At 68.3% G+C, this 23,841-nt stretch carries 29 protein-coding genes; 20 read left to right on the forward strand and 9 right to left on the reverse strand.

Annotated features, from left to right (window positions below; genetic code table 11):
• Nucleotides 1-169: 169 nt before the first annotated feature.
• From AB8K43_RS11125 to AB8K43_RS11140, 4 genes are all read left to right on the forward strand, one after another.
• Nucleotides 170-814: a hypothetical protein gene (locus tag AB8K43_RS11125; protein WP_370894274.1), complete on the forward strand. Its 645-nt coding sequence runs from the start codon at nt 170-172 to the stop codon at nt 812-814.
• A 180-nt stretch (nt 815-994) separates the two neighbouring features.
• Complete coding sequence (locus AB8K43_RS11130; protein ID WP_370894275.1) at nt 995-1,585, forward strand: RNA polymerase sigma factor; 591 nt, start codon at nt 995-997, stop codon at nt 1,583-1,585.
• 14 nt (nt 1,586-1,599) lie between these two features.
• A complete protein-coding gene (locus AB8K43_RS11135) occupies nt 1,600-2,352 on the forward strand; it encodes a hypothetical protein (RefSeq protein ID WP_370894276.1) in 753 nt (250 codons plus the stop codon).
• Nucleotides 2,349-2,663, forward strand: a complete 315-nt coding sequence (locus AB8K43_RS11140; RefSeq protein ID WP_370894277.1) for a LysR family transcriptional regulator — start codon at nt 2,349-2,351, stop codon at nt 2,661-2,663. The genes AB8K43_RS11135 and AB8K43_RS11140 overlap by 4 nt, the downstream gene beginning before the upstream one ends.
• A 95-nt stretch (nt 2,664-2,758) precedes the next feature.
• Here the strand turns inward: AB8K43_RS11140 and AB8K43_RS11145 are convergent, their stop codons facing one another.
• The 3 genes from AB8K43_RS11145 to serS form a co-directional block, all read right to left on the reverse strand.
• Nucleotides 2,759-3,340, reverse strand: coding sequence for a TIGR03086 family metal-binding protein (locus AB8K43_RS11145; RefSeq protein ID WP_370894278.1), 582 nt, complete (start codon nt 3,338-3,340; stop codon nt 2,759-2,761).
• A gap of 74 nt (nt 3,341-3,414) precedes the next feature.
• Nucleotides 3,415-3,975: a hypothetical protein gene (locus tag AB8K43_RS11150; RefSeq protein ID WP_370894279.1), complete on the reverse strand. Its 561-nt coding sequence runs from the start codon at nt 3,973-3,975 to the stop codon at nt 3,415-3,417.
• Between the two features lie 30 nt (nt 3,976-4,005).
• Nucleotides 4,006-5,271, reverse strand: coding sequence for a serine--tRNA ligase (serS, locus tag AB8K43_RS11155; protein WP_370894280.1), 1,266 nt, complete (start codon nt 5,269-5,271; stop codon nt 4,006-4,008).
• 80 nt (nt 5,272-5,351) lie between these two features.
• Between serS and AB8K43_RS11160 the strand changes: the two genes are divergently transcribed.
• Complete coding sequence (locus tag AB8K43_RS11160; protein WP_370894456.1) at nt 5,352-5,843, forward strand: amino-acid N-acetyltransferase; 492 nt, start codon at nt 5,352-5,354, stop codon at nt 5,841-5,843.
• Between the two features lie 78 nt (nt 5,844-5,921).
• Here the strand turns inward: AB8K43_RS11160 and AB8K43_RS11165 are convergent, their stop codons facing one another.
• Genes AB8K43_RS11165 through AB8K43_RS11180 form a run of 4 tightly spaced genes read right to left on the reverse strand, consistent with a single transcriptional unit; the run spans nt 5,922 to nt 10,219 of the window.
• On the reverse strand, nt 5,922-6,800 hold the full coding sequence (locus AB8K43_RS11165; protein WP_370894281.1) for an A/G-specific adenine glycosylase: 879 nt from the start codon (nt 6,798-6,800) through the stop codon (nt 5,922-5,924).
• A 7-nt stretch (nt 6,801-6,807) separates the two neighbouring features.
• Nucleotides 6,808-7,848, reverse strand: coding sequence for a DNA integrity scanning diadenylate cyclase DisA (disA, locus tag AB8K43_RS11170; RefSeq protein ID WP_370894457.1), 1,041 nt, complete (start codon nt 7,846-7,848; stop codon nt 6,808-6,810).
• A gap of 59 nt (nt 7,849-7,907) precedes the next feature.
• Nucleotides 7,908-9,332 carry a DNA repair protein RadA gene (gene radA / locus AB8K43_RS11175; RefSeq protein WP_370894282.1) on the reverse strand — a complete coding sequence of 475 codons (1,425 nt, stop codon included), beginning with the start codon at nt 9,330-9,332 and terminating at the stop codon, nt 7,908-7,910.
• Between the two features lie 47 nt (nt 9,333-9,379).
• On the reverse strand, nt 9,380-10,219 hold the full coding sequence (locus AB8K43_RS11180; protein WP_370894283.1) for a hypothetical protein: 840 nt from the start codon (nt 10,217-10,219) through the stop codon (nt 9,380-9,382).
• A gap of 67 nt (nt 10,220-10,286) precedes the next feature.
• Here AB8K43_RS11180 and AB8K43_RS11185 point away from each other — a divergent pair, with 67 nt between their 5' ends.
• The 10 genes from AB8K43_RS11185 (at nt 10,287) to AB8K43_RS11230 (ending at nt 18,198) form a co-directional block, all read left to right on the forward strand.
• Nucleotides 10,287-11,213, forward strand: a complete 927-nt coding sequence (locus AB8K43_RS11185) for a Ppx/GppA family phosphatase (RefSeq protein ID WP_370894284.1) — start codon at nt 10,287-10,289, stop codon at nt 11,211-11,213.
• A 66-nt stretch (nt 11,214-11,279) separates the two neighbouring features.
• Nucleotides 11,280-12,074, forward strand: a complete 795-nt coding sequence (locus AB8K43_RS11190; protein ID WP_370894285.1) for a sugar phosphate isomerase/epimerase family protein — start codon at nt 11,280-11,282, stop codon at nt 12,072-12,074.
• Nucleotides 12,071-12,811: a TetR family transcriptional regulator gene (locus AB8K43_RS11195; RefSeq protein ID WP_370894286.1), complete on the forward strand. Its 741-nt coding sequence runs from the start codon at nt 12,071-12,073 to the stop codon at nt 12,809-12,811. Before AB8K43_RS11190 ends, AB8K43_RS11195 begins: the two co-directional genes overlap by 4 nt.
• 38 nt (nt 12,812-12,849) lie before the next feature.
• Nucleotides 12,850-13,575 carry an ABC transporter ATP-binding protein gene (locus AB8K43_RS11200; RefSeq protein WP_370894287.1) on the forward strand — a complete coding sequence of 242 codons (726 nt, stop codon included), beginning with the start codon at nt 12,850-12,852 and terminating at the stop codon, nt 13,573-13,575.
• Nucleotides 13,572-14,306 (forward strand): ABC transporter permease, encoded by a 735-nt coding sequence (locus tag AB8K43_RS11205; RefSeq protein WP_370894288.1) that lies wholly within the window; start codon nt 13,572-13,574, stop codon nt 14,304-14,306. The genes AB8K43_RS11200 and AB8K43_RS11205 overlap by 4 nt, the downstream gene beginning before the upstream one ends.
• Before the next feature lie 28 nt (nt 14,307-14,334).
• A complete protein-coding gene (locus tag AB8K43_RS11210; protein WP_370894289.1) occupies nt 14,335-15,285 on the forward strand; it encodes a diacylglycerol kinase family protein in 951 nt (316 codons plus the stop codon).
• A gap of 5 nt (nt 15,286-15,290) precedes the next feature.
• Nucleotides 15,291-16,229 (forward strand): hypothetical protein, encoded by a 939-nt coding sequence (locus AB8K43_RS11215; RefSeq protein ID WP_370894290.1) that lies wholly within the window; start codon nt 15,291-15,293, stop codon nt 16,227-16,229.
• A gap of 63 nt (nt 16,230-16,292) precedes the next feature.
• Nucleotides 16,293-17,093 (forward strand): pyrroline-5-carboxylate reductase, encoded by an 801-nt coding sequence (proC, locus tag AB8K43_RS11220; protein ID WP_370894291.1) that lies wholly within the window; start codon nt 16,293-16,295, stop codon nt 17,091-17,093.
• A gap of 30 nt (nt 17,094-17,123) precedes the next feature.
• Nucleotides 17,124-17,636, forward strand: a complete 513-nt coding sequence (locus AB8K43_RS11225) for a GNAT family N-acetyltransferase (protein WP_370894292.1) — start codon at nt 17,124-17,126, stop codon at nt 17,634-17,636.
• 43 nt (nt 17,637-17,679) lie between these two features.
• A complete protein-coding gene (locus tag AB8K43_RS11230; protein ID WP_370894293.1) occupies nt 17,680-18,198 on the forward strand; it encodes an N-acetyltransferase family protein in 519 nt (172 codons plus the stop codon).
• A 31-nt stretch (nt 18,199-18,229) separates the two neighbouring features.
• On the opposite strand, the gene AB8K43_RS11235 is transcribed toward AB8K43_RS11230, so the two are convergent.
• Nucleotides 18,230-18,898, reverse strand: a complete 669-nt coding sequence (locus AB8K43_RS11235) for a TrkA family potassium uptake protein (RefSeq protein WP_370894294.1) — start codon at nt 18,896-18,898, stop codon at nt 18,230-18,232.
• Nucleotides 18,899-18,968: 70 nt separating this feature from the next.
• Between AB8K43_RS11235 and AB8K43_RS11240 the strand changes: the two genes are divergently transcribed.
• The 4 genes from AB8K43_RS11240 to AB8K43_RS11255 all read left to right on the forward strand — a co-directional run bounded on the left by AB8K43_RS11240 (nt 18,969) and on the right by AB8K43_RS11255 (nt 22,097).
• Nucleotides 18,969-20,165 carry an acetoin utilization protein AcuC gene (locus AB8K43_RS11240; protein ID WP_370894295.1) on the forward strand — a complete coding sequence of 399 codons (1,197 nt, stop codon included), beginning with the start codon at nt 18,969-18,971 and terminating at the stop codon, nt 20,163-20,165.
• Nucleotides 20,166-20,360: 195 nt separating this feature from the next.
• Nucleotides 20,361-20,558, forward strand: coding sequence for a helix-turn-helix domain-containing protein (locus tag AB8K43_RS11245; RefSeq protein WP_370894296.1), 198 nt, complete (start codon nt 20,361-20,363; stop codon nt 20,556-20,558).
• A gap of 212 nt (nt 20,559-20,770) precedes the next feature.
• Complete coding sequence (locus AB8K43_RS11250; protein WP_003792170.1) at nt 20,771-20,869, forward strand: 30S ribosomal protein bS22; 99 nt, start codon at nt 20,771-20,773, stop codon at nt 20,867-20,869.
• A 172-nt stretch (nt 20,870-21,041) separates the two neighbouring features.
• Nucleotides 21,042-22,097 (forward strand): NAD-dependent epimerase/dehydratase family protein, encoded by a 1,056-nt coding sequence (locus tag AB8K43_RS11255; protein WP_370894297.1) that lies wholly within the window; start codon nt 21,042-21,044, stop codon nt 22,095-22,097.
• 7 nt (nt 22,098-22,104) lie between these two features.
• Here the strand turns inward: AB8K43_RS11255 and AB8K43_RS11260 are convergent, their stop codons facing one another.
• Nucleotides 22,105-22,704: a hypothetical protein gene (locus AB8K43_RS11260; RefSeq protein WP_370894298.1), complete on the reverse strand. Its 600-nt coding sequence runs from the start codon at nt 22,702-22,704 to the stop codon at nt 22,105-22,107.
• Nucleotides 22,705-22,801: 97 nt separating this feature from the next.
• On the opposite strand from AB8K43_RS11260, the gene AB8K43_RS11265 reads away from it, so the two are divergent.
• Nucleotides 22,802-23,824 (forward strand): lysophospholipid acyltransferase family protein, encoded by a 1,023-nt coding sequence (locus tag AB8K43_RS11265; protein WP_370894299.1) that lies wholly within the window; start codon nt 22,802-22,804, stop codon nt 23,822-23,824.
• Nucleotides 23,825-23,841 lie beyond the last annotated feature (17 nt).

Raw genomic sequence — 23,841 nt, forward strand, 5'->3', positions numbered from 1 at the left:
AAGATCGACGAATCCCATGCAAAGGCAGTCGCTGACGCCCGTCGACAATCGAGTCAGACCTCCACCCGGGGATGCCAAAACCCATCCTCACTGTCGACAATGTGTGGTGCGGTCATCGTGATGACTCCATTCGAGAGTGCTGTGAGAGGTTCGCTCGAAGGATCACGCGGTGGCCGCACCCACGTCCACTGCCGGGACGATCACGGCGACCGCGCTACACCACTATCAGGGACTCAACTTGATGAATATTCGCAAGATCGCAAGCATCGCCGGCGCGGCAGGGTTGGCATTGATGGCTTCCCCGGCGGCGTTCGCCTCGCCGGCAGACGGGCCCACCGCGAAGATTCCAGACAAGGCGCGGGTGACCGAGGTCGTCAGTGGCAGGACCCCAGCCGTTCGCATTAGCAAGGCAACCTACCTCGCTGGGGCCAAGAAGGCCGGTGCCGTAGTGACGGCCACGCAACAGCGCTCCATCACTGCTTCAACGTCCTGCTGGCGTTGGGATGCGTGGAGGTCGGGCCAGAACGTCTTCGGTGCCACGATGTGGAAGTCCCACCACCGCGTGAACTGGTGCGGGGACTGGTCGTGGATCCGAGTGCACGCGTACACCGAGAGGTGGGGTGAGACGTTCTTCCCCGGATGGAAGGACAAGGGTTTGGTCCAGTCCGGAGGGCGATACGGTGTGAACTGGAACCAATACCAAAGCTGGACTCAGCGCAAGTTCTGTTACGTTGAATATTTCTCCTGTATCCAAGAGTCGAACCCGTATACCAACACGACGGTGTTCCCTAACGGAGCAGGTCGCTACAACTAGACCTCTCCATTGCGCTCGTCATGGGTGCTGCGCGGCCGACGCTTGGTTCGGCCGCGCAGCACCCCGTGATGTTCCACCGTGGAACTCGACCCCATCGATCGGGCATGACATGGCAGACGCCGCGTATGTAGCCGTCAGGGCACGTGCGGACTCGTCAGTTAAAAGGAGGAGGCTGGTCACGTGCAGGACATCATCGATGGGAGCGATCAGAGCCTGTGGGACGCAACGCTCGCCGGTGACACGGCCGCGCTGAGCGAGCTCTTCCGCAGACATCACCGCGCGGTGTACAACTACTGCTTCCGCAGGGTGTCCAGTTGGGCGGAGGCGGAGGACCTCACGTCGGGAGTATTCCTCGAACTGTGGCGCACTCGTCAGCCCCTCGACCTCCCGTCCGGATCCCTCCTGCCTTGGCTGATCGGGATCTCCACTCGGCTCACCCATCGCCACTTTCGCTCGGAGGTCCGACGCAGACGCGCGACGATGCGCTTGGCCGCGGAGAATACGGCCGTTGAGCGCGACCATGCGGAGCGAATCGATGGTCAGGTCGACGATGAGCGGGCGATGGCCGAGGTTCTCGCCGCGATAGCGGATCTGCCGCAGATCGATCAGGACGTCATCGGCGCGTGCATCTTCGCCGAACTGGACTACGCCTCAGCCGCAGAAGCGCTCGGCATCCCCATAGGAACCGTACGCTCACGTCTTTTCCGTGCCCGAGCTCGCCTCGTACGGAGGGCACCCCACCTCGTCGCACTCAGAGCACAGCACGGATGAAAGGGAAGAACTCGATGAGCACTTTTATGGCGATGATCCCAGAAACCCGAGACCTCCCTGAGGGGCGCGAAGATGCCATGCTCGCCGACCTCCTCGCATCGTTGGACTCCGAACCGGAGCAGAACTCGACTCCCTCACGCAGGCTCCCGTGGCGGCGATATTCGTTACTCGCAAGTGCCGCTGCGGCGGGCGCGGCCGTGATGGTGCTGGCAACCAATGTGCTGGGGGCTGATCCCGCCTACGCTTCATGGACCGCCAAACCCGCCTCGGCTGACGCCCACCTCGTCCGAACGCTCGGAGCCCAGTGCATCTCCAGAGTGCGAGACGCCTTCCCAAGCGCCCCGCGGGGCCTGAAGCCGGTGACGTCCGAACGTCGTGGTGACTACACGACCATGCTCGTGGCCACTGGCGGGACCGTGTCACTCTGCGCGGATTGGGTTGGGGCGGCCTCTAAGGACCAGGCCCGTGGGGGCACTCTGGAAGGGATGACGACGGGGGCGAGGCTCGACGAAGGGGTATCCGTGCTCACCCTCGGCGTCCCGGGGCAGGTCAACGGTTCCGACGCAGTGCGCTTCGCGTACGGGATGACTGCTCCGAACATCAAGAGCGTCGTCGTCACCACGTCGAAGGGAGTCGATGTGACAGCAACGGTCGCCGATGGCTACTTCGTCGCCTGGTGGCCCTCGGGCGCGGAAATCGCCCGCATAGGCGCAGTCGACCGCGCGGGCAATCCTGTCAGCCCAAGCGCTATCCAGGGCCCACGATGATCGACGATCGCGTTCTCCGGGCCTTCGTCGCAGTGGCTCAGCAGGGGTCATTCAGTAGAGCAGCCGCGGAACTCGGATACTCCCAACCCGCGATCACTCATCAAGTCCGCCAGTTGGAGGCCTCCTTGCGGGTGACCTTGTTCGATCGAAGCACCGTGCCGCTGCGCCTCACCGCGCAAGGCCGGGCACGGCTTCTGGTGGTCGAGGCGATCATCGGGTTGATCGACGGCTTACGGGAGGACTCCGGTGAGGTCGGTGGGGTGTCGGCCCGTGGCCGAGTCATCAAGGACGCTCTGAGGGTCGTGCCGTAGGAGGCGACGACACTTCGCGAACGGCGGTGAGCTTCCCCTTGAAGCCTCCTCGCAAAAGCCCGGGCATTTGCGAGGAGGGGAGGGGGGAGAGCGGGTCAGGCCGAAGGGGTCCAGCGCGGGTCACGACCGATGAAGGCGAAGAACTGCTCGATCCGCGTCGCATCCTCGGGCACGGGCTGTTGCTCGCCAAACTGACCGGACTCGCGGATCGTGTCGCTCATCTGCTGCATCCCGTCGTAGGCCGCGCCGATGTACTGCTCGTCGAGGTGCGGGTCCTGTCCACTCGCCTTCGCAAGATCCCAGGTGTGGAAGACGACGTCACTGGTGTAGAAGCGGTCGATGAGCTCCCCGACCGTCATCGGCTCGAAGTACGTGCTGGTGAAGGGGGAGCCCGCCAGCTCCTCGTCATCGACGATGGCCTGGACCTGAGCGTCGATGCCCGCCCACGCAGCGACCGGGTCGCGCCGGGCGTCCGGGACGGGGACGAAAGTGATCGGGGCGCCGGAACTGAGCAACCCCGGGAGCCAGGTCGTGAGGTGCCCGACGATGTCCCGCGCGCGCCACTCCGCGACGGGAGTCGGCGCGTCCCAGTCGGTCACGCCAGCGACGACGCGAGAGAAGTTCGCCGCCGCGCGCTCATAGCGCTGCCGGTTGTTGACGTCGTTGAGGCCGATCATGATCGATGCCCTTCTGCGTGGCTGGCGTGCTGCCCTCGGGTGGGGCGCCCCTCATCCTGCCAGCCCGAGCACTCTCAGCGCGGGGGCGTGGGCGCCGACGTGCGCCAGGTGGCGCCGCCGGCGGGTGAGACCTGGCGCTTGGGCTTGCCCAGGACCGAATAGTGGACGATGAGACGCCAATCGACGGTCCCGCTCGCGACGCGCGTGAGCACGGTGAGCGGAAGGGAGGACTCGGCTTCGAGGTCGACGGCCTCGCCCTCCAGGCGGTGCGCGCTCCAGTCGAGGTGGCCCTGAGCGCCGCGCAGACAGCGCGTCCGATCATCGCTGAGGTCGAAGCCGATGAGCACCGCGCCGTCCGGGACCTCAGGGTCGTCGGACACCGATAGCGCGCCGGGTTCGCCGGTCGATGACGCCGCGCGGGCGACAACCTCGACCTCGAAGCCCTCGATCACCACCTGCGGCCCGCGGCTCGTCAGGACCAGGTCGACGCGTCCGCTTCTTTCCTCCGCGACCGGCTCGATGCGGAGCTCTCGAGAGCGCGCGACGAGGTAGCCGTTGCGGAGAATCTCCCAGATCATCCGGAACTGGTCGGCCACCTCGGCGCTGTCGAAGAGCCGCGAGCCCTGCTCTGGCATCGTCGGCTCCCGGGGACTTTCGCGAAGGGGTCAGACCGGCGGGAGCACGTCGGTGCCGAGGAAGGGGCGCAGACCCTCAGGCACACGGACCGACCCATCGGCCTGCTGATGGTTTTCCAAGATCGCGACGAGCCAGCGCGTGGTCGCCATCGTGCCGTTCAAGGTCGCGACGATCCGGGTGCCCTTCTCGCCGCGCTCGCGGGTGTTGAGGCGGCGCGCCTGGAAGGTCGTGCAGTTCGACGTCGACGTCAGTTCGCGATACCGCTCCTGCGTCGGCACCCACGCCTCGCAGTCAAACTTACGGGCCGCGGGACCGCCGAGGTCACCGGCCGCGACATCGATGACGCGGTAGGGCAACTCGCAGGCGTCGAGGATGCGCCGCTCGATCCGCAGCAGCCGCGCGTGCTCCTCTTCGGCATCCTCGGGACGGCAATAGACGAACATCTCGGTCTTTTGGAATTGGTGGGTCCGGAAGATCCCCCGGGTGTCCTTACCGTGTGAGCCGGCTTCGCGCCGGTAACAGGTCGAGGTCGCGGTATAGCGAAGGGGGCCGCCGGTCAGGTCGATGATCTCGTCGGCGTGGAAGCCGGCGAGCGCCACCTCCGAGGTCCCCGTGAGGTAGAGGTCATCGGCCTCGAGCCGGTAGACCTCATCGGCGTGCGAGTCGAGGAAGCCCGCGCCGGCCATCGTCGGAGCCTTGACGAGGTTCGGGACACCGAGGGGCTCGTGGCCCTCTTCGTAGGCCACCTGTTGGCACAGGGCCATCAGGGCGTTTTCGAGCCGGGCGCCGGCGCCGCGCAGGAAGTAAAAACGCGAACCAGATACCTTCGCGCCCCGCTCCATGTCGATGGCACCGATGATCTCGCCGAGCTCGAGATGATCGCGGGGCGTGAAGCCTTCCGCGGCGAAGTCACGGGGGGTCCCGACGGTCTCAATGAGGCGGAAGTCCTCTTCGCCGCCGGCGGGGACTCCATCGATGATGACGTTGCCGATCCGGCGGATCAGCGAGTCGAGGTCTGCCTGCGCAGCGTCGGCGTCGGCCTGGAGCGACTTCACCTGCGCCGCAAGGGATTTGGTCCGCTCGAGCAGGGCGGTGCGCTCGTCCCCCTTCGCCTTGGCGACATCCTTGCCGAGCGCCTTCTGCTCGGCCCGGACGGCCTCGAACTCGGCGATGGAGTTGCGGCGCCGGGAATCGGCGTCGAGGACCTGGTCCACGAGGGTCTCGTCCTCGCCACGCGCGCGCTGTGAGGCGCGCACGGCGTCGGGGTCGCTGCGCAGTTCCTTGATGTCGATCACGGAGCCCAACCCTACCCGCGCCCGGGCCGCCGCCTTCCCCGCGATGATTGCGGCCTACGCTGGCCTGCGTGAGCAGCGAGATGGTGATCCGCCGGGCCCGCACCCGCGATATCCGCGCGATCCGGGAGTTGGTGCGCCCGCTCGCCGAGCGCCGGGTCCTCGTCGCGAAGGAAGCCGTGCAGTACTACGAGAGCACGCCGGATTTCCGCGTCGTGGAGATCGATGGCCGCGTCATCGCGTGCGGTGCGTTGCACGTCATGTGGGAAGACGTCGCCGAGATCCGCACCCTGGCGGTCGACGCCGACTACCTCGGGAAGGGGGTCGGCGGCGCCCTTCTCGAAGCCCTGCTCGATGACGCCCGCGAGATCGGCGTCGAGCGGATCTTCTGCCTCACGTTCGAGACGACCTTCTTCGAGCGGCACGGCTTCACCGAGATTCAGGGGCAGGCCGTGGACCCAGAGGTCTATGCCGAGTTGTTGCGCTCCTATGACGAAGGTGTCGCCGAGTTCCTCGACCTCGAGCGGGTCAAACCCAACACCCTCGGCAACACCCGGATGCTGCGCCAGCTGTAGCCCTGCCGGAGTCGAGGTATCTCGCCGCCACCGGTGGCGGCCGAATACATCGACCGCGCCGGAGGGGGCCAACGCGGGCTAGCTCGGAAGGGCGAAGCGCTCCCCCGGAAGGGGTTCGACTAACCGGTCCTCGATCAGAGTGCGCAGGGCTCGATCCCGCTGTGCGGCGTCGTCCCACGCCGCGTCGAGGGCGTCTCGCGGCACCGCGCCCGGTGCCGCCCGCAGCACCGCCAGAAGCGCGCCTCGGGCCTGCCGATCGGTGCCGTGCCACGCCTGTCCTCGCCGCGGAGGTCCGTCATAGGCCGGGCGCCCGGCGAGTTGCCAGGCGCAGCGTGAGCGGATCGGGCAGCTATCGCACGCGGGGGAGCGGGCGGTGCAGATGAGCGCTCCGAACTCCATCGCGGCGACATTCCATGCGTTTGCCTCGTCTCGGTCGGCTGGCATCGCCCGCGCGGCCAATTCTCGCTCCGCCGCCGTCATCGCCGGAGCCGCGTGCTCACGCCCGTCGAAGACCCGGACCAGCACCCGGCGGACATTGGTATCGACGACCGGCACCGGCTCGCCGTAAGCGAAGGACGCGACCGCAGCCGCCGTGTACTCCCCGACGCCGGGAAGGGCGAGGAGGTCGGCGTGGGAGCGGGGCACCTCACCGTCGTGCGCGGCGACCATCTGACCGGCGGATTCCCACAGCCGCAGGGCGCGGCGTGGATAGCCGAGGCGCTTCCACATGCGGACCGCCTCGCCGGGTGTATCGGCGGCGAGCGCCGCCGGGGTCGGCCAGCGCGCCATCCATTCGCGCCAGGCGGGCTCGACCCGGGCCACCGGCGTCTGCTGGGACATCACCTCCGAGACATAGACGCCCCAGGGCGAGCAGTCTGGGTCACGCCACGGAAGGGGGCGCAGAGCCCCCTTCGCCCAGGTCAGGACGCGATCGTGGACGAAGGCGAGGGAATCCACGCTCCGGTCAGACGTACCGCTCGAGGATCGAGGTCTCAGCGACCCGGGAGAGGCCCTCGCGCACAAGGCGGGCCCGCCCTTCGCCCACCCCGTCGACCGTCATGAGTTCCTCGACCCCGGCCGCGAGCAGCGCCTGGAGGGTGCCGAAGTTGTCGACCAGCCGCTCGACAATGGCTCGGGGGAGACGCGGCACCTTCGACAGGATCCGGTAGCCACGCGGGCTGACCGAGGCGTCCAGGGCCTCGCCGACGATCGAAAAGCCGAGCGCCTTGGCGCACAGGGCAAGGTCCAACAGCTCGATGGGGTCGAGCTCGGTGAGCGCGGCCATGACGTCCTTGGTGGTCCTGGCCTGCTCGGCGCGCCCGACCTCGAGGTAGTCCTTGGCGACCCACTCGAGGTCATCGGTGAGCCCCGCGGTCAACTCTTCGAGCTGCAGGGTCAACAGGCGTCCATCGACACCAAGTTCGACGATGTACCCGGAGATCTCCTCGCTGATCCGGCGCACCATCTCGAGGCGCTGCAGGACGTTGGAGACATCGCGCACCGTCACGAGGTCTTCGATCTCGAGGGCGGAGAGGGTGCTCGTCACCTCATCGAGGCGAGCGCGATAGCGCTCGAGGGTCTGCAGGGCCTGGTTGGCCTGAGAGACGAGTTCGGCGGAGGTCTTCAGGACGTGGCGGCGCTGGCGGACGTAGAGGGCGACGATGTGCATCGATTGGCTGACCGAGATGACCGGCAGACCGGTCTGGCGGGCGGCGCGATCGGCGGTGCGGTGCCGCGTGCCTGACTCGCCGGTCTCGATGCTCGGGTCGGGCACCAGTTGGACCCCCGCGCGCAAGATGCGCGTCGCGTCCTTGTTGAGCACGATCGCGCCATCCATCTTCGCGAGCTCGCGCAATCGGGTCGAGGAGAACTCGATATCGATGACGAACCCGCCCGTGCAGATGCTCTCGACGGTCTTGTCATAGCCCATGACGAGTAGGGCGCCGGTGTTGCCGCGCAAGATGCGTTCGAGGCCGTCGCGCAACTGAGTTCCGGGCGCGACCATTGCCTGGGTCGCCCGGAAGAGCTCTTCGTCCTTGTCGATGGGGGTGCCTGCCACGAGCGTCAGTGTAGGAGAGGTCTGATGGGCACGACCTCCGCCGACGGGGGGAGTCGGCGACGGAACTCGGCGATGGCATGCGTCAGGTGGGCGGCTTCGAGCACCTCGATGGTCGAAGGGGGCGTGATGTCGCGCATCGCTCCCTGCGGAACGACCGCGACCGTGAAGCCCAACCGGGCGGCCTCGGTCAGCCGCCGCGAAACGCCCACGGCGGGGCGGATTTCGCCGGAGAGCCCGACCTCGCCGATCGCGAGCAGGGTGTGCGGGACGGCCTCATCGAGCATGGCGGAGGTGATCGCGATGGCCACGGCGAGATCGCTCGCGGGTTCGGTGATCCGTACCCCTCCGACGGTCGAGACGTAGGCGTCCGACTTCAGCATCGGCAGCCCGGCCCGCCGGTGGAGGACCGCGGCGACCATGGCAACGCGAGCGGAGTCCAACCCGACGCTGGTGCGGCGCGCGACGGATTGCTGAGACTCGGTGACCAGGGCTTGGACTTCGGTGACGAGAGGCCGACGCCCTTCGAGGGTGACCGTCGCGCAGGTGCCCGGGACGGTGATGTGACGGCTGGAGAGGAAGAGCCCGCTCGGGTCATCGAGGCCCACGATCCCGGTATCGGACAGGTCGAAGCAGCCCACCTCGTCGGTCGGGCCGTAGCGGTTCTTCACCGCGCGGACGAGCCGCAGCCGTGAGTGCCGGTCCCCATCGAAGGCGAGCACCACATCGACGAGGTGCTCCAGCGCGCGTGGGCCGGCGATTGAGCCGTCCTTGGTCACGTGGCCGACCAGCAGCATCGCGATCCCCGCGCTCTTGGCGCGATTGATGAGCGCGGCCGCGACCTCGCGGACCTGGCTGACATTGCCCGCCGCTCCCTCGACGGCGGTCGACGTGATCGTTTGGACTGAGTCGACGACCACCAGATCGGGGGAGAGCCGGTCGATGTGCGCGAGGACGGTGGCGAGGTCGGTCTCGGCCGAAAGGTAGAGCCGCTCGGCGATCGCCCCGATCCGGTCGGCCCGTCCTCGCACCTGCGCCGCGGACTCCTCGCCGCTGATGTAGAGGACCGTGCGGCCCCCTTCGTCCCCATCACGAGCGGCTCGGGCGGCGACATCGAGGAGCAGCGTCGACTTGCCGATCCCCGGCTCGCCCGCGACCAGGACAACAGACCCCCGCACCAGACCTCCGCCAAGGACCCGGTCCAACTCGCCGACTCCGGTCGAGCGCGCGCTTGCCTGGGTCAGGTCCACCTCGCCGATCGGGACGGCCGGGCGCTCGATGCGCCCCGCGGCGATGGTCCGACCCACCGGCGCGCCGACCTCTTCGACCGTGCCCCAGGCCTGGCATTCGCCGCAGCGACCGACCCATTTGATCGAGGTCCAGCCGCACTCGACGCAATGGAACCCCGGGGCGCGGGTCTTGGTGGCAGCCATGAGCGACAACCTAAACGGCCGCGCCGACAATCCCCGCGGCGAGCGCCCTACCGCCTCCGGCGTTGAGCCTCGATGGTGGCCGGATGGACAAGAAGGGGGAGGAGCGCGCGGCCCTGAGGTTCGGCCGAGCGTCGACCGGAGGGGCCACGGCTGCCGCGCAAGGCCGCCACGGCCGCCAGATGCGCCTCGCAGCGGCGAGCTAACTCCTCGTAGGCCTCCGCGCCCATCAACTCGATCAGCCCTCCGCGCTCGGAGATGTAGACCGGGTCGGCGCCGACGTGCGCGGCGGGGTTCCCGGAGCAGTACCAGTCCAGGTCATGCCCGCCGGGCCCCCAGCCGCGGCGGTCGTACTCACCGATCGAGATCTCCAGGTAGGAACTGCCGTCGGGCACCTCGATGGTCCGATAGGTCCGGCGGATCGGCAGCTGCCAGCAGACATCCGGCTTGACCGTGTGCGGCTCGACACCGGTCAGCATCGCGTGCTGATGCAGGGCGCAGCCGGCGCCCGCCGGGAAGCCAGGGCGGTTCAAGAAGATGCAGGCGCCGTCGACCACCTTCGTCTTGCGCTCACCGTCCTCGCGCTCGGTCCAGGCCGAGACCTTCGTCGACCCGGGGTGGAGCTCCCATTCGTCCTCGCCGAGATCCTTCACGATCCGGCGGACCCGGTCGACATCGTCCTGGTCCGTGAAATGGGCGCCGAGGGTGCAGCATCCGTCGTCGGGACGATCCGCGTAGATGCCTTCGCAACCGGCACCAAAGATGCAGGTCCAGGAGGAGGTGAGCCAGGTCAGATCGCAGCGCAGCCGCTGTCCCTCGGTCGCCGGATCATCGAACTCGACCCACACGCGGGGGGTCGTCAGCGGCGTCTCGCCCGGGTGCTCGGTCACGGCCGCCACTGTAACGACGCGAGGGCCAATGCGAGACTTCCCGCTCGGCGGGTCTAGCGTTGCCGCCATGCGCCTTGGGGTCATCGACGTCGGATCAAATACCGTCCACCTCCTCGTCGTCGACGCCCACCCCGGCGCGCAGCCCATCGCCGCGAACTCCCACAAGATCGAGTTGCGCCTCTCCGAGCACGTCCGCGACGACGGCCGGATCGCTGATTCCGGAGCCAAGGCGCTTGCCACCTTCGTCGCGCAATGCCTCGAAGTCGCCGAGGACCGCGGGGTCGAAGAGCTCCTGCCCTTCGCCACCAGCGCGATCCGGGAGGCGCCGAACGGCGATGACGTGCTCGCGCGGGTCAAGGACCGCACCGGCGTCGAGCTGCAGGTGCTCTCGGGGGAGGACGAAGCGCGCCTCACCTTCCTTGCCGCTCGGCGGTGGAAGGGGTGGTCCGCGGGCAAACTGCTCGTCCTCGACATCGGTGGCGGCTCCCTGGAACTCTCGATCGGGCTCGATGAGGACCCTGACGTCGCCGAATCTCTGCTCCTCGGCGCTGGCCGGGTTACCCGGGAGCTCCTCGCGGGCGACCCACCGAGTGCCCAGCAGATCAAGGCGGCTCGCAAGCACGTGCGCGCCGAGATCGCTGCCAACATCCGCGCCCTGCACAAGGCCGGCAGCCCGGACTGTGTCGTCGGTACGTCGAAGACGATGCGGCTGCTCGCCCGGCTCTCTGGGGCCGCTCCGAGCTCCGAGGGGCCCTACGTCAAGCGCACCCTGACGCTCGCCGACGCGACCGCCGCCATCACCCGACTGGCCCCGCTGACCGCGGCCGAGCGGGCGGCTCTGCCGGGAGTTTCGGTCGCCCGCGCACCTCAGGCCCTCGCCGGGGCGATCATCGCCGAGGCGGCGATGGACCTCGTCGGCGTCGAGGCTCTTGAGGTGTGTCCGTGGGCCCTGCGCGAGGGCCTGATCCTGCGTTATCTGGACCACCTCGGCTGAGCGGGCACCCTCCCTTCTGCGCGATCGGACTAGGCTCACGGCCATGGACTCCGACCGGCAGGCCTCATGACGTCCGGCATCCCCGTGGCCCTCTCCACGGCGTCGGTATACCCCGAACAGACCGCGGCTGCCTTCGAGACGGCGGCCCGTTTGGGCTACGACGGCCTCGAGGTCATGGTGTGGACCGATCCGGTGACCCAGGAGGCGGACGCGCTACGGGCGCTCGCCGAGCACCACGGCCTCGCGATCGTCTCGATCCACGCGCCGACGCTCCTCCTCACCCAGGGTGTCTGGGGCCGCGACCCGTGGACGAAGATCGAAAAGTCGATTGAGTTGGCGCAGGGAGTCGGAGCCCCGGTAGTGGTGCTGCATCCCCCCTTCCGCTGGCAGAAGGAGTACGCCCTCGGTTTCGCCGAAGGGGTCGCCGAGCGGGAGGACGCGACCGGCGTCACGCTGGCCGTTGAAAACATGTTCCCGTGGCGCGCTCGGGGTCGAGAGTTGCAGGCCTACCGGCCGCACTGGGATCCGGTGCCGCAGCCGTATCGCCATGTGACCGTTGACCTTTCGCACACGGCGATCTCGGGATCCGATGCCCTGGAGATGGTCGTCGCGCTCGGCGACCGGCTCTCGCATATCCACCTCGCCGACGGGTCCGGGCAGACCGTCAAAGATGAACATTTGGTGCCCGGTCGCGGCACCCAACGATGCGCTGGCGTGCTGCGTCACCTCAAGGAGCAGCAGTGGGATGGCGCGGTGGTCCTGGAAGTGGGGACCCGGCGTCGCGATGCCGAAGGGCGCGAAGCTGACCTGCGAGAGGCGCTGGCCTTCGCGCGAGAGCACCTGGGCCAGGATCGGGAGTGAGCCCGCGGGGACGGCGGCCCGGCGGTCCGGATACCCGAGCCGCGATCCTCGAATCGGCCCGCGAGGAATTCGCCGCGAAGGGGTATGACGCGACCTCGCTGCGGGGGATCGCTCGAGCTGCCGAGGTCGACCCGGCCCTCGTCCATCACTATTTCGACGGCAAGGCCGACCTCTTCGCTCAGGTCGTCGCGATCCCGGTCGACCCACAGTCCCTCATCGACGGTGTCATCGAGGGGCCGATCGATGGGGTTGGGGAGCGTCTCGCCAGAGCCTTCTTTTCGGTGTGGGAGCGTCCTGGTGCGGATCTGGCGTTCCAGGCACTGATCCGGTCGGCGAGTTCGACGGAGTCGGCGGCCCGTGCCCTGCGGGAGTTTGTCGGGCGCGAGATTTTCGGTCGGGTCGCTATCGAGGTCGCCGAGCGCTCCGGTCGGCCCGTAGGCGCGGACGTGGAGGCGCGGATCGGCGCGGCCGCCGGCCAGGTGCTGGGGGTGGCGATGCTGCGATATGTCGTGCGGTTCCCTGCGTTGGTCGACGCCGAGGCCGATGACCTGATCGATCTGGTCGCGCCCACCTTGCAGCGCTATCTCGTCGGCTGTGCCATTGCCGGGCCCCGTCGACGGGGCTATATTCATCATATGGTGAAAAACGCGATTGAGGTGAGCGGCCTGCGGGTCGAGCGGGGCGGCCGCCCCGCTCAACCCGCAGGCCGCCCACCTCAATCGCGTTTTTCACCATAGGAGGAGTATAGCCCCGTCGACGGGGCTATATTCATCATATGGTGAAAAACGCGATTGAGGTGAGCGGCCTGCGGGTCGAGCGGGGCGGCCGCACCGTCCTGCCCGACCTCGACCTCGTCGTGCCGACGGGTCAGGTCGTTGGCCTGCTCGGCCCGAGTGGAGGCGGCAAATCCACCCTCATGCGCGCGATCGTCGGGGTGCAGGTGGTAAGCGGCGGCGAGGTCACTGTCCTCGGACTTCCTGCGGGGGACCGCGACCTGCGCCACCGGGTGGGGTATGTGACACAGGCGCCGAGCGTGTACTCGGACCTCAGCGTCCGGGACAACGTGCGCTATTTCGCCCGGCTCGTGGGCTCTCGCCGACCGGAGGCAGTCGACGAGGCCATTGACCTCGTCGACCTCACCGATCACGCTGCGGCGCCAGCCGGTTCGCTCTCTGGGGGTCAGCGCTCTCGTGCCTCGCTCGCCTGCGCCCTGGTGGGCGATCCCGAGTTGCTGGTCCTCGATGAGCCGACCGTCGGTCTCGATCCGGCTCTGCGCCGAGACCTTTGGGCGCTCTTTCGACGGCTCGCGAGCGAGGGACGGACCCTGCTCGTCTCGAGCCATGTGATGGATGAGGCGGCGCGCTGCGACCGCGTCCTACTCCTGCGCGAAGGGGTACTGCTCGCCGACGACACCCCTGAGGGTCTGCTCGCCGCGACCGGAGCGGCCGATCACGACGCGGCCTTCCTCGCCCTCGTCGACGCTGCCGAGGTACCGCGATGACCGCCGGACGTACGCTCGCCACGACCGGGCGGATTCTGCGACAGATCCGCGCCGACAAGCGCACGGTGGCCTTGCTGCTCGTCGTCCCGTGCGTCCTCATTGGCCTGCTGGCGTGGATGTACATCGATACGCCGGTCTTTGACCGGGTGGGCGGGATCTTGGTCGGGGTCTTCCCCTTCGTCGTGATGTTTGTCGTCACCTCGGTCACCACCTTGCGCGAACGCACGTCGGGCACGCTGGAACGGCTCCTCACCACCCCGCTCGAGAAGGGGGAGTTGATCCTTGGCTACGCCCTCGCCTTCGGGCTGATGGCACTCCTCCAGGGCCTGATCGCGACCGGGTTCGCGATCTGGGTGGCGGGCTTGGATGTGGCCGGGCCGACCTGGGTCCTCGTCGCTCTCGTGGTGTTGAGCGCGGTCCTCGGGACGGCTCTCGGGCTCCTCGCGAGCGGGTTCGCGCGCACCGAGTTCCAGGCGGTCCAGTTCATGCCGGCCTTCATCCTTCCCCAGTTCTTGCTGTGCGGATTGTTGGTGCCGCGCGAGCACCTCCCGACGGTGTTGGAGCGGATCTCCGACGTCTTGCCGCTGTCGTATCTCGTCGATGCGGCGGTCGCCGTGACGGGCCAAGCCGACCCCTGGGGCGACCTCTGGCTCCCACTCGGTGTCACGATCGGTTGGATTGCCCTGTCGCTCGTACTCGGCGCGTTGACCTTGCGCCGCGAAACCCCGTAACGATCACGCGAGCCCTAAGGTGAGGATCGTGCGACGTTTGCTCCTCATCACCAATGACAACGCCGGGACGAGCGACGATGAGCCGATCGAGGCGGCCGTGACTGTCCTCCGGGAGGGCGCCGAGGTCGAGGTGGTCGGTACTAGTGATCTCGATGAGCTCAAAGACGTGCTCCGCGAGCGGCTCGACGCCCACCCAGAGACCGAGGTCGTGGTCGCCGGCGGCGATGGTTCGCTCCACGCGATGATCGTCGCGCTCGGCGCGCTCGATCGGCTTCACCGCGAGGACGGCTCGGGTCCCGAAGCCCCCGCGCTCGGACTGATCCCCCTCGGGACGGGCAACGACTTCGCGCGCTCGATCGACCTGCCGACCGAGCCGGCGGAGGCCGCCCGCGTGGTGCTCGATGGCAAACTCCGACCGATCGATGTGATCGAGGACGACACCGGTGCCCTGATCGTCAACGCCGTCCACGTCGGCGCCGGCGAGGAAGCCGGTCGCGCCGCCCAGCCGTGGAAGGAGCGCCTCGGCCCGATCGGGTATGTCATCGGTTCGGTGCTGGCGGGGATCCAGGCGAAGGGGTGGAGGCTGCGAGTCGTGATTGATGGCACGGCCGTGACCGACGGCCGTCAGCGCCTGATGCAGGTCGCGATCGCCAATGGCACCAGCGTCGGCGGGGGAGCGCAGATCGCACCGGAGGCAGCCCCCGGCGACGGGCGGGCCGATGTGCTCATCGCGAGTGCGCGGGGCCGCTTCGAGCAACTTCGCTACGCGTTGCGCCTCAAGCGAGGCGACCAAGACGAACTTGATGGGGTGCGCAATTACGTCGGGCGGGAGGTGCGGATCTCGACGACCGGCGAGCCCTTCGGGATCAATGCCGATGGGGAGCTGAGCGACCCGGTCCGCGAGCGCACCTGGCGGGTTCTGCGCGCCGCGTACCGACTGCACGTGCCCGCTGGTGAGGATCCCGGGGTGCGATCCTAGAACCCATGAGGACCCCCTTCGATGCCTTGCGCGGCAGCGCTCTTGACCGCCTGACCGGCCCCACGCGCGCCCGCGCCGAGAAGTCGGCAACGATCCGATCGGCACGCGCTCGGTTCATCGCGGGGCCTCGCGTCGAGGACGCGGTCGAGGCCGCGGCAGACCTGCGCCGCACGGATCGCCTCGCGATCTTGCACCCCCTTCTCCCGCCGCCGCAGGACGCCTCCCAGGTGGCGACCCTGGTCGCCGCGTGCCGTCGGGCGCTTCGCGAGATGGACGCCCAGGGCCTCGCCGCCGACCATGGCTCGGACCTGCTCGTGACGCCCGATCACCTCGGTCTCCCGCTCGGACGAGAGGTTGCCCAGACCTCGTTGCTGGCGCTCACCTCGGTGGCCGAGGCGTGGGGCGGGCGGATCACGCTCGGCGAAGGGCGCCTCGATCAGGTCCAAGAGGTCCTCGACCTCGCCGATGAGGTGCGCCCCATGTACCCGCAGACGGGCGTCACCCTGGTCGCGCGACGCCACCGCAGCGACGCGGATGCCGCCGCGCTCGCCGAGAAGGGCGCGCGCGTCCGGTTGGTTCGCGGCGGACCGAACGAGCCGCGGACCGAGGCCTGGTCCGACCGGCACGAGGCCGACCTGGCGTGGACCCGGTGCCTCGCTACCTTGCTCGCCGCTCCCGGAGAGACCGCGCTCGTCACCCACGACCCGCAGCTGTTGGAGGTCGCCGACGCGCTCATCTACCACCACGGTCTCGGTCCCGAGCAGGTCGAGCAGCAGATGTACTACGGGGTCCAGCCCGCTCAACAGATGCGCCTCGCCGACGCGGGCCACCGGGTCCGGGTCCTCATCCCGTACGGGCCCGACTGGTACGACTACCTCGCCCAACTCGCCGGGCGCCCATCCACCCCGATCGGGTTCTGGCGGGTCCTCAGCGGGCGCGGCTGACGCCGGCACCTCGGGCCGGAAAGTCAGGGGAGGGGCAGGGCCCGACTTCGCCATACTGGGGCTATGTCACGCATCGCGATCTACGGAGTCGGCAATATGGGCGAGGCGGTCCTCGCCGGGCTGCTTCGGGCCGGTCAGGACCCCGACGAGATCACCGTCGTCGAACCGAATCCCGAGCGCGCCGATGAGATCGGCGCCCGCCATGGGGTGACCGCCCGCTCTGCCTCCGAAGCGGCGACCTGGGGCGAGATTCACCTCCTCATCGTCAAGCCCCACCAGGTCCCCGACCTGCTCGACGAGATCGGGGATTCGCTGGGAGCAGATGACATCGTCGCCAGCTTGGCCGCCGGTGTCCCGACGGCCACCATCGAAGGGCGGCTCCCGGCCGGGATCGCGGTGGTGCGGGTCATGCCCAACACGCCAGCGCTCGTCGGGCAAGGAATGGCCGCCCTCAGTGCCGGGGCGGCGGCGACCGACGAGCAGGTGGAGCGGGTCGCCGAGGTCCTGCGCACGGGGGGCTCGGCCGTCATCGTTCCCGAGTCGCAGCAGGACGTCGTGACGGGCCTGTCGGGCTCTGGCCCCGCGTATGTCTTCTACATCGCCGAGGCGCTGATCGAGGCGGGTGTCGTGCTCGGTCTGCCTCGCACTTCGGCCAGCGAGCTTGCGACTCAGACCCTCCTTGGCGCTGCCACGATGCTCCGCGAGAGCGGCGAACACCCGAGCATCCTGCGCGAGCGCGTGACCTCTCCCGGTGGCACTACCGCCGCGGGCCTACGCACGCTCGACGAGCACGCGGTCCGCGCGGCGGTGATGGCTGCCGTCGAAGCTGCGGCCGAGCGCTCCGCCGAACTCGGCCGCGGCTGAACCCCCTTCGACGACGGAAGAAGAGCGCCCATGACGACCGGTGAAGTGGACGTTCGACCGACGAGCGCGAGGGATTGGGAGGTCTACCGCGCGGTCCGCCAGGCCATGCTGCTCGATGCCCCCGATGCCTTCCTTCAGACCTTCGCCGCGACCGTGAGTTACGGCGAGGACACCTGGCGCTCCCAAGCCGCTGGCGGGCCGGAGGTGCAATCGTGGCTCGCCTGGCGAGGTGATCTCCCGGTGGGCGCGATCACCGCGCTCACCCGCGATGGTGCCCCTCGGCTCGTCGCGGCGTGGGTCGCCGGGCACGCGCGCGGGACCGGCGTGATCGAGCGCCTCGTCGAGACCGCGATCACCTGGGCAGCAGCGCGTGGCTTCACCACCATCGTGCTCGGCGTCAGCGCGCGTAACCCGCGAGCCGTCGCCGCCTACGAGCGCCTGGGGTTCGTCGATACGGGCGAGCGCACCTCGCACCCGCAGATGAAGGACTGCGAGATTCACATGGCGCGAGCGATCGAGTCGACCAAGGTGAACAGCGCGTGACCTGCCGAGGCAAGGCCGCCCGAGACGTGCGAGAGTATGCGCCATGAGTGAGATCACCGTGCGCGCACTGACCGAGAATGACTGGGAGACCTACCGTGAGGTCCGCCTGGCCGCGCTCAAGGAGTCGCCCGAGGCCTTCGTTGCGAGCCTCGACGATGAAGAGCAGTTCGACGAGCAGACCTGGCGTGACCGGATGAACCGCAGCCAGCGACTCCTCGCCGAGGTCGAGGGTGGGCGCGTGGGCGTTGCGAGCATCGGTGCCTTCGAAGGGGGCGACGAGCCGGGTGCGGCCGGACAGCTCTTCGGCCTCTGGGTGACCCCGGACTGGCGCGGCAAGTCGGTGGCGGCAGAACTCGTTCGCCAGGCCGCGAAGCACGCTCGCAGCCAGGGCCTGGACCTTCTCTACTACTGGGTCGGGACCGAAAATGGCCGCGCCGTCGCCTTCGCGTCGAGCTTCGGCTTCCGACCGACCGATGAGCGCCGCGAGGTCCGCGTGAAGAACGACTTCGACGGTGACCAGGAAGTCGCGATGGTGCTTCCGCTTGGCAAGGACCGCCGCTGACGCTCGGGTGCTGAGCCCGCCCGGTCGATCGTTATGGGCGGGCGGCCATCCGCTCGATCAAGGTCGTCGGGCCGCTCACGATGAGGGTGTCGCCAGCGAGCACCTTGGTTTCCGGTTGCGCGTAGGTGAAGTCGCGCCCCGGTGACTTCACCCCGACGATCGTCACTCCGTATTTGCTGCGCAGTTGGGACTGCGCGAGCGTGAACCCGATGGCTTCGGTCGGTGGGAGCATCTTGACGATGGCGAAGCCGTCGTCGAACTCGATGTAGTCGATGAGCCGCCCCCCGATGAGGTGCGCGAGGCGTTGGCCGGACTCGATCTCGGGGGAGAGGACGTGCTGGACGCCGATCCGGTCGAGGATCCTCGCGTGCTCGGGGCTCACCGCCTTGGCCCAGACCTGCGGGATGCCTGCGTCGATCATGTTGACCGCCGCGAGCACCGACGCCTCGACGGATGAGCCGATCCCAAGGACGGCGCCGGAGAAGTTCTGGGCCTGGATGTCCTCAAAGACCGAGACCGACGTCGCGTCCCCGTGGACGATCCGCCCGACGCGGCCGAGGTAGTTTTCGGCGAGTTCGGGGTCGAGCTCGATCGCCGTTACGCGGTTGCCGAGACGGTGCAGTTCGGTCGCGACCGCCCCACCGAAACGGCCCAGCCCAACGACGAGGATGTCTTCGTTGTGCAGGCGCATCCGCGGCATGTCGTCCTCCTAGTAAGCGCCGGTGAAGGGGGCAAGTGGTCCCGAGCCTAGTGCGAGTAGCGTTCCCCCTATGAGCAGCACTAAGGCGTGCGCCATCTGGGGCCCCGAGTTCACCTCGTACGACTTCGGCATAGGGCACCCGATGGCGCCCTTACGGATCGATCTGACGGCCCGCCTATGCGAGGCGCTCGGAGCGTTCGAGGGGATGGAGATCATCGATCCGGGGATCGCCGAGGATGCCGTGCTCGCGAGCGTCCACGATCCTCAGTACATCGACCTCGTGAAGAGGATCGGCGCGGACCCTTCCCTTGCCGACGGCTCCCGGGGGATCGGGACCGAGGACGTCCCCGCCTTCGTCGGGATGCATGAGGCGAGCGCTCGCCTCGCCGCTGGCACGCTCGAGGTCACCCAGCGGGTGTGGTCGGGAGCGGCCGAGCACGGGGTGAACTTCACCGGAGGCATGCACCACGCGATGCGTGACCGGGCGTCGGGTTTTTGCGTCTACAACGACATCGCCGTCGGCATCCAGTGGCTGCTGGACCAGGGCGTCGAGCGCGTCGCCTATATCGATGTCGACGTCCACCACGGTGACGGCGTCCAGGAGATCTTCTACAACGATCCTCGAGTCCTCACCTGCTCGTTGCATGAGAGCGGCCGGACCCTCTTCCCCGGCACCGGATGGCCGGCCGAGACCGGTGGTCCCGAGGCCGAAGGGAGCGCCGTCAACGTGGCCCTGCCTCCCGGGGTCCCCGACTCACCGTGGCTCCGGGCGATCAACGCGGCGATCATCCCGGTCGTGCGGGCCTTTAAGCCCCAGGTGGTCTTCACCCAGCATGGGTGCGACACCCACATGGATGATCCCCTGGCTCACCTTGCGCTGACCCTCGACGCGCAGCGACAGGCGATGGTCACCTTGCACCGGCTCACCCATGAGATCTGCGATGGCAAGTGGATCGCGGTCGGAGGGGGCGGGTATGACGTGACGAGCGTCGTGCCGAGATCCTGGACCCACCTCACCGCTATCGCCGCTCATCACCCCATCTCGGCGGCGACCCCGATCCCGGAGCCCTGGCGCGAGCATGTGCTCGAGGTCACCGGTCAGGAGGCGCCGACCCGGATGGGGGACCTTCCCGCCAAGGAACTCCCGATCTGGGTGCAGCCGTGGTCGCTCGGATACAACCCCCACAGCGAGGTCGACCGCGCCGTCATGGCGACCCGCGAGGCGACTTTCCCCCACCACGGGTTAGACGTCTGGTTCGACGACTGATCGGCCCGGGAGTGGGGCGATCGGGCGAGATCTTCCTCCACTTCGTCGGCGTGTCGGCTGGACAATGTCGGATTGTGACTCTCAGGTACTTCCCAGTAGTCACATCTGCCCCTAGGGTTACCTCAGCACGGACCGTATGCGTCTGCCGGCCCACACCGGGTCGGCCATGCGACCGCGCAGAAGTCCGGGGTAGTCATGTCGAACGAGCGACTCGCCGAGGTGCGGTTCCTCACCGTGGCCGAGGTGGCCGCCATCATGAGGGTGTCCAAGATGACCGTGTACCGCATGGTCCACAGCGGTGAACTGCCGGCCGTACGCGTCGGCCGATCCTTCCGGGTCCCGCAGGATGCCGTCGACAAGTACCTCGGTCAATCCTTCGTCGATACCGCCTGAGCGAAGGTGGGCGCCGCCCCCTTCCCCGTGCGTCGTCGGGCGGTGATGCGTGAAGTTTGGGTGCCTGCGCCCCGCGCGCTTAGACTCAGCAGTTGACTCCCTTGAGGTGGCCCGTCGCACCCACGTGGCGTGAAGCGCTTTGGGCGGCAGAGCGTGACCGCGCTGCCGGGGGGCCACCGCACAGTGTTCACGCGAAAACGAAGGACAAACGTATGGGTTCGGTTATCAAGAAGCGCCGCAAGCGGATGGCGAAGAAGAAACACCGCAAGTTGCTGCGCAAGACGCGTCACCAGCGTCGCAACAAGAAGTGACGCGAGAGCCCCGGCCGCCTCGAGAACGAGGCAGGGTCCGGGGCTTTCTCATATCGTAAGCCGATTCACCCTCCTTCGGCAGTGAAATAACCCGCGAGTGAACTAGGGTCAAGCCCGTCGGTCTGATGACGGGACCAGGCCGACGCGATTGATTCGAAGGGGAGGTGGGACGGTGGCGGACACCGTTGTCATCACAGGCATTTCGCGCCATCTCGGTGGGGCCTTTGCTCGCCGCCTGTCTGGAGATCGATCCGTGCGCCGGATCATCGGTGTCGACATCGTGCCGCCGCGCCACGGCATCGGCCGAGCGGAGTTCATCCGGGCCGATATCCGTAGCCCGCTCATCGGACGAATCATCGACGATCACGAGGTCGACACCGTCGTCCATATGAATGTGATCGCGACCCCGTCTGCAGGAGGTGGCCGCGCCTCCCAAAAAGAAATCAACGTCATCGGCACGATGCAGCTGCTCGCCGCGTGCCAAAAGGCGGAGTCGGTCAAGGCGCTCGTCGTGAAATCGACCGCGGCCGTCTACGGGTCGAGCCCGAAGGACCCGGCGATGTTCGCCGAGGACATGTCGGCGCGGCGGATGCCCCGCACGGGCTGGGCGCGCGACTCGGTCGAGGTGGAGGGCTACGTCCGCGGCTTCTCCCGGCGCCGACCGGATGTCGCCATCTCGATGCTGCGCTTTGCCAATGTCATCGGCCCGAAGATCCGCACGGCCTTTACCGATCACTTCTCCCTCAGCGTGATCCCGCTGCCGTTCGGCTTTGACGCGCGCTTGCAGTTCATCCACGAAGATGACGTCCCCGACGCGCTGGCGCTCGCCGTCGCCCATCCCGGCCAGGGCGTGGTCAACATCGCCGGTGACGGGATCATCACCGCCAGCCAGGCCGCCAATATCGCTGGCCGGCCCTATGTGCTCATCCCGAAGTTCATCGCCGGGTCGGTGACCGGATCCCTCCAGCGCGTCGGGCTCGTCGATGTGAACCCCGACCAGCTGGACATGCTCTCCTTCGGTCGCGGATTGGACACCACCCGTATGCGCGAGGTCATGGGTTTTACCCCGCGATACACGACGCGAGCGGCCTTCGAGGACTTCGCCCGCGGGATCCCGGGCCGCCCCCTTCACCGGGCCTTGCCGTTCGCCCAGCCCGGTTGGGCTGCGGTGCAAGCGGCCCAAGGGGCCATCGGCGCCCCTGCGGCGAGTGAAGAGAGCGAACTCTGATGGCCGATCAGACGAAGCCAACCGGCGGATCGAGCGCGCCCGCTGCCCGCCCGACCACGCGACCGACGAAGACCACAGCGAAGAAGACCGTGAGCACCGACACCACCACCAGTTCCTCCGCCGCCCCGGCGAAGAAGGCCGCTGCCAAGAAGTCCACTGCGAAGACGGCGACCGCGAAGAAGGCCGCTGCCAAGAAGGCCACTGCGCAGAAGGCGAGCGCGAAGAAGGCGTCGACGACGAAGGCCACCGCGAAGACGGCGACCGCGAAGAAGGCCACGGCCACGAAGGCCGCTGGCAAGAAGACCCCGGCCAAGAAGGCGGCCCGAAGGCCGGCCGCGAAGGAGGCCTCCGCCTTCGCGGCTGCCGCTGAGCGGGCGAGCGGCGAGCGGGCTCGACGGCGCGCCACCCCCTTGCTGACTGCACCGGGGGAGAGCGCGATCACGCCACCTGCTCCCGCGCCGGCGAGCACGGCGAAGAGTGCGCCGCCGAGCGAGTCGGCGACCGCCGCCACCAGCTCGCCGTCGCCGAAGCCTGCGGCCAAGGCGTCGCGCCCGTCGCGGGCCAAGATCGCCGCCGATGCCAAGAGCGGGGCCGGACGCGCCCGCACGACCAAGCGCGCGCCCCGCAAGATCCACCGGGAGCCCGAGGCGGCCGGTCCGGGTCGCCCCGCGATGCGCCCGGCCCGTAGTGCGGCGCGGCAGGGGATGCCCGACCTGCGGGTGGTGCCAGATCCCGAGCCGACCACCTCCACGAGCTCGACGAGCAGCGGCCCCCTTCGCTCCGGTCAGACGCTCGCGCCGGGCGTCGCCGAACTCCTCTCCGTCGCCCTCTCCGCGGGTCAAGCCGCGTCCCGGACGATCGGCTCGGCTGCCGGAGCTGCAGCCGGTGACGACTGGGAGCGGCGATTCGCCGAGCTGGGAGCGTTCTTGCGCCGCCGCGTCTCGGGGGAGTACCAGGTCGACGACTTCGGTTTCGACGAGGACTTCACCGTCCACACGGTCTTCCCGCTAGTGCGCCTGCTGAAGGACAAGTGGTTCCGGGTCGAGGTCCGCGGGATCGAGAACATCCCCGCCGAAGGGGGCGCGCTCGTCGTCTCGAATCACTCTGGCACGGTCGCGATCGACTCGGTCATCACCCAACTGGCGATTTATGACGCGCACCCGCAGCACCGCTTCTTGCGGATGCTCGGCGCCGACCTCGTCTTTTCGATGCCGGTCGTCGGGGACTTCGCCCGCAAGACCGGCGCCACCTTGGCGACCAACCCCGATGCCGAGCGCCTGATGAGCTCGGGCGAGTTGGTCGGCGTCTGGCCCGAAGGCTTTAAGGGAGTCGGCAAGCACTTCCGCGAGCGCTACAAACTGCAGCGTTTTGGACGCGGCGGGTTCGTCTCGGCCGCGATGCGTAGCGAGGTGCCGATCATCCCGTGCTCGGTCGTCGGAGCCGAGGAGGTCTACCCGATGATCGGCAATATGAAGACCGTCGCACGCCTGCTCGGCGCTCCGTACGCACCGGTCACCCCCTTCTTCCCCCTTCTCGGTCCGCTGGGCTTGATCCCCCTTCCGAGCAAGTGGATCATCGAATTCGGGACGCCGGTCGACACGGCGTCCCTCGGCCCCGCGGCCGCCGAAGATCCGATGCTCGTCTTCGACCTCACCGACCAGGTGCGCGAGACGATCCAGCAGACGCTCTACTCGGTCCTGATGACGCGGCGGTCGGTGTTCTTTTAAACGACCGACGTGGAGGT

It is taken from the genome of Janibacter sp. GXQ6167 (genome assembly GCF_041365945.1).
GTDB lineage: Bacteria > Actinomycetota > Actinomycetes > Actinomycetales > Dermatophilaceae > JBGFSK01.

Coding starts and splice junctions, on each gene's coding strand:
- AB8K43_RS11135 (WP_370894276.1), top strand. CDS start 1,600: ATGAGCACTTTTATGGCGATGATCCCAGAAACCCGAGACCTCCCTGAG.
- AB8K43_RS11140 (WP_370894277.1), top strand. CDS start 2,349: ATGATCGACGATCGCGTTCTCCGGGCCTTCGTCGCAGTGGCTCAGCAG.
- AB8K43_RS11145 (WP_370894278.1), bottom strand. CDS start 3,340: ATGATCGGCCTCAACGACGTCAACAACCGGCAGCGCTATGAGCGCGCG.
- AB8K43_RS11150 (WP_370894279.1), bottom strand. CDS start 3,975: ATGCCAGAGCAGGGCTCGCGGCTCTTCGACAGCGCCGAGGTGGCCGAC.
- AB8K43_RS11160 (WP_370894456.1), top strand. CDS start 5,352: ATGGTGATCCGCCGGGCCCGCACCCGCGATATCCGCGCGATCCGGGAG.
- disA (WP_370894457.1), bottom strand. CDS start 7,848: ATGGTCGCGCCCGGAACTCAGTTGCGCGACGGCCTCGAACGCATCTTG.
- radA (WP_370894282.1), bottom strand. CDS start 9,332: ATGGCTGCCACCAAGACCCGCGCCCCGGGGTTCCATTGCGTCGAGTGC.
- AB8K43_RS11185 (WP_370894284.1), top strand. CDS start 10,287: ATGCGCCTTGGGGTCATCGACGTCGGATCAAATACCGTCCACCTCCTC.
- AB8K43_RS11190 (WP_370894285.1), top strand. CDS start 11,280: ATGACGTCCGGCATCCCCGTGGCCCTCTCCACGGCGTCGGTATACCCC.
- AB8K43_RS11200 (WP_370894287.1), top strand. CDS start 12,850: ATGGTGAAAAACGCGATTGAGGTGAGCGGCCTGCGGGTCGAGCGGGGC.
- AB8K43_RS11205 (WP_370894288.1), top strand. CDS start 13,572: ATGACCGCCGGACGTACGCTCGCCACGACCGGGCGGATTCTGCGACAG.
- AB8K43_RS11215 (WP_370894290.1), top strand. CDS start 15,291: ATGAGGACCCCCTTCGATGCCTTGCGCGGCAGCGCTCTTGACCGCCTG.
- proC (WP_370894291.1), top strand. CDS start 16,293: ATGTCACGCATCGCGATCTACGGAGTCGGCAATATGGGCGAGGCGGTC.
- AB8K43_RS11225 (WP_370894292.1), top strand. CDS start 17,124: ATGACGACCGGTGAAGTGGACGTTCGACCGACGAGCGCGAGGGATTGG.
- AB8K43_RS11230 (WP_370894293.1), top strand. CDS start 17,680: ATGAGTGAGATCACCGTGCGCGCACTGACCGAGAATGACTGGGAGACC.
- AB8K43_RS11235 (WP_370894294.1), bottom strand. CDS start 18,898: ATGCCGCGGATGCGCCTGCACAACGAAGACATCCTCGTCGTTGGGCTG.
- AB8K43_RS11240 (WP_370894295.1), top strand. CDS start 18,969: ATGAGCAGCACTAAGGCGTGCGCCATCTGGGGCCCCGAGTTCACCTCG.
- AB8K43_RS11245 (WP_370894296.1), top strand. CDS start 20,361: ATGTCGAACGAGCGACTCGCCGAGGTGCGGTTCCTCACCGTGGCCGAG.
- AB8K43_RS11250 (WP_003792170.1), top strand. CDS start 20,771: ATGGGTTCGGTTATCAAGAAGCGCCGCAAGCGGATGGCGAAGAAGAAA.
- AB8K43_RS11265 (WP_370894299.1), top strand. CDS start 22,802: ATGCCCGACCTGCGGGTGGTGCCAGATCCCGAGCCGACCACCTCCACG.